Annotated in this window: 4 protein-coding genes; all 4 read left to right on the forward strand. The window is 40.4% G+C overall.

All coding sequences use genetic code 11. From position 1 onward, the window contains the following. The coding region (locus tag AB4653_RS23150) for an HD domain-containing protein (protein ID WP_372105419.1) at nucleotides 1–301 on the forward strand (301 nt) is incomplete at its 5' end. A 121-nt stretch (nucleotides 302–422) separates the two neighbouring features. Beyond that, nucleotides 423–815: a hypothetical protein gene (locus AB4653_RS23155; protein ID WP_009846819.1), complete on the forward strand. Its 393-nt coding sequence runs from the start codon at nucleotides 423–425 to the stop codon at nucleotides 813–815. A 188-nt stretch (nucleotides 816–1003) separates the two neighbouring features. Next, nucleotides 1004–1261: a hypothetical protein gene (locus AB4653_RS23160; RefSeq protein ID WP_009846818.1), complete on the forward strand. Its 258-nt coding sequence runs from the start codon at nucleotides 1004–1006 to the stop codon at nucleotides 1259–1261. Nucleotides 1262–1442: 181 nt separating this feature from the next. After that, nucleotides 1443–1901, forward strand: a complete 459-nt coding sequence (locus AB4653_RS23165) for a DUF302 domain-containing protein (RefSeq protein WP_009846817.1) — start codon at nucleotides 1443–1445, stop codon at nucleotides 1899–1901. Nucleotides 1902–2044: the final 143 nt, after the last annotated feature.

Here is a 2044-nt window from a genome sequence, read left to right on the forward strand (position 1 = left end):
AAACTGTGTTGAGCGCTTGCTGAAATCATTGCCAAGCCATTTAAGAACCGAGTATTTGGATTTATGGCTTGAGTTCGAAGCGGGTGAGTCACCGGAAGCCAGATTTGGTAAGGCGATCGATAGAGTGCCACCTTTGCTTCATAACATCCATGGTGATGGTCACAGCTGGAAGAAGCACAACATATCCAAAGACAAAGTACTGACCTTTAATGGCGAGCGTATTTCTAAAGGCAGTCGTGCTCTATGGAAAGAACTAGAAGTGCAGCTTGAAGGTGCTGCGGACAAAGGGCTATTAAAGTAAAAGTTAGCTATCTTGCCAAGTAATGGCAAACAAGTTTTACCTAACAAAGTTTAAATTAAACCCGGGAATTCATAGTGTTACTTCAGAGTAGCAAGCCCATTGTTGAAGGAATAAGAACCACATGAAAACCACTGCTTTAGCTGTATTGTTACTTGGCGTTTCCGGTTGTGTATTTGCAACCGATAACAATATTGAAGCTATCGATTACCAAGTGTCGATCACTGTCGAGGATTCTGAATCAAAACTCAACTTCCCAACCTTTAAGTTCGACTCTTTCGGACAGGAAGTCTCATCTCAAACTGAAGAATGCGTTTATTCGGGTGTTCTTTCTAAGCATGAAGCTAACGCTATTCTACTGGAAGCCAAAATGTCATGCGATTATGAAAATGGAGAGTCTAGCGGACAGATGCCTGTTTTTATTCTTGATAAAGAGGGTGGGGAAGCAAGTATCGAGCTCGGAGAAGATGAAGCAAACCTGTGGAAATACACGGTTCTAATTAAAGCGCTTAACTAAATTTCAAACGATACACGGTTACTCTTTTTGTTCTGCGCAATGCCAATAAAAGTAGATACATGGCACATGGTATTATCTCGTGTCTCATTTCTTTCTAATAAAACTCTAAAGGACAACAATGAGTTCGAGAACCGAGTGATAAGTTGTTAGTATTCGTCAACTTTATAAATGCTAGATGGCTTATATAAATACTTGATAATAAATATATTAAACACCCTTATCACTGTGAGCAGTGCAACGCACTTACCCCGCACCTTGCTGTTAACGCTTCCGATGCTCAATCTAAAGCGGAAGCGGAATCTGAAAAGAAACAATGGAAACTAGGCGTGTTGATGGAGTACCTGATGACGTTATTGTTTAAAGGTGACCATAATGTTCCCGGTTTTTATGTCGACAGTGATTACGAATACCAGTGTGAAAAGTGTGGGACTAAGTCGTGGCACTGATCATGTGTTTAGCTTTTGAAACAATTCCTATCTCAACTGCTGATAATAAGACGCATTAGAAAAGTGATCCTCTCTGCAAATTGAGAATGGAAACGTGTCTATACTGACATGGGTTACGTCGCTGATTTTAGAAGTGGCGCTACGAATGTAAGTTTGATTAGGTTAAATCTCAGAGGTGACGATGAAAAAATTACTACCACTATGCGCCATTTTACTCTCGGCATCATTTTCAGCTACGGCTTCTGATGGTTTGATTAAATATCAAAGTAATTACTCAGTGAAAGAGACCGCTGACCGCTTTGAAGAAATCGCCAAAAGCAAAGGATTGACCTTGTTTGCGAGAATCGACCATCAGAAAAACGCGAGTAAGGTCGATCTTGAATTGAGACCAACCGAAGTCATCATCTTTGGTAACCCGAAAGTAGGGACACCATTAATGCAATGTGCTCAAGAAGTCGCGATAGATTTACCGCAGAAGGTGTTAGTCACGGAAGATTCCAATAAGAAAGTATGGTTGTCTTACAACGATCCTAATTACTTGGTAGAGCGTCACGCGATCAATGGCTGTGACAAAGTGATTCAAAAAATATCGGGTGTACTAAGTAAGTTGTCAGAAGCGACAGTGGCTAAAGCGAAATAACCCAATAGTTCACCAGCATGTTGGTTGATTTATCATGGTTGAGCAAAAGCTATTTTTCTCTAAAAGCTAATGTTCTCTAAAAGCTAATATATTTCCAAATGCGCAACTCTGGACATAAAAAAAACGGGCAGATCGTAGTGATC

It is taken from the genome of Vibrio sp. 10N.222.48.A3 (assembly GCF_041475345.1).
Taxonomy (GTDB): domain Bacteria; phylum Pseudomonadota; class Gammaproteobacteria; order Enterobacterales; family Vibrionaceae; genus Vibrio; species Vibrio tasmaniensis_A.

What these genes read in the sequence shown, in the direction of transcription:
- AB4653_RS23155 (WP_009846819.1), top strand. Translation starts at nt 423, where the DNA reads ATGAAAACCACTGCTTTAGCTGTATTGTTACTTGGCGTTTCCGGTTGT.
- AB4653_RS23165 (WP_009846817.1), top strand. Translation starts at nt 1,443, where the DNA reads ATGAAAAAATTACTACCACTATGCGCCATTTTACTCTCGGCATCATTT.